The sequence below is a fragment of the Streptomyces hygroscopicus subsp. hygroscopicus genome (genome assembly GCF_001553455.1).
GTDB lineage: Bacteria > Actinomycetota > Actinomycetes > Streptomycetales > Streptomycetaceae > Streptomyces > Streptomyces hygroscopicus.
This window is the reverse complement of record NZ_BBOX01000623.1, coordinates 1-838: the sequence shown is the minus strand read 5'-3', so window position 1 is coordinate 838 and position 838 is coordinate 1. Positions and strand designations below refer to the sequence as shown.

At 79.5% G+C, this 838-nt stretch carries 1 protein-coding gene; it reads left to right on the top strand.

The window, feature by feature from the left end:
• Positions 1–838 (top strand): FtsK/SpoIIIE domain-containing protein (locus AXW62_RS45025; protein WP_252368900.1); only part of this gene is annotated, 838 nt, incomplete at both ends.

Here is an 838-nt window from a genome sequence, read left to right as displayed (position 1 = left end):
GGCGGTGCTCGGCGCCGGGCCGCGCGGCCCGCTCTCGGTCGATCTGGCCGCCGACGGCCCGCACGCGCTGATCGAGGGCGCGGCGGGCACCGGTAAGACGGAGCTGTTGCGCTCGTTCGCCGCCTCGCTGGCGGCCGCCGAACGGCCGGACCGGCTCGAGCTGGTACTCCTCGACGGGGCCGGAGCGGGGGCCGGGAGCGGCACCGGCGCGGGCGAGGGGCTGCGGGTGTGTACGGACCTGCCGCATGTCTCGACGCATCTGGCGGCCACCGACCCGGTACGGATGCGGGAGTTCGCGCAGGCGCTCAGCTCGGAGCTCAAGCGCCGCGCCGAACTGCTGGGTCCGCTGGACTTCACCGCCTGGCACGCCCGGTCCCTCCAGGGCGACGGCGGCGGTGACGGCGCCGCCGACGCGGGCGGGGGCCCGAGCGCGACCCGCACGGGCTCGCCCCGCACGGGCGCGACCGGCACCGGCACCACCGGCCCAGGCACCACCGGCCCAGGCACCACCGGCACCGGCGTGACCGGCACCGGCACCACCGGCCCAGGCACCGCCAGCCCAGGCGCCACCGGCACCGGTGCGGCCCGTGTGGTCGCGCCCCGGCCGCCCGGCGACATCGACCCCCCGCCGAGCGACACCCTCCGCACGCTCAACCTGCGCGCCCAGCGCGCCCAACGCACCCCGAGCGCGTCAGCCGCCGCCCGCCCCCGCCCCCTGCCCCGTCTCGTCGTCCTCGTCGACGACTTCGACGCGCTGGTGGCCCCGGCCCTCGGCAGTCCCGGCCGCCCGGCGGCCGGTTCGGTCGTACGGGCCCGTGGACGGGATCGCCCGCGACGG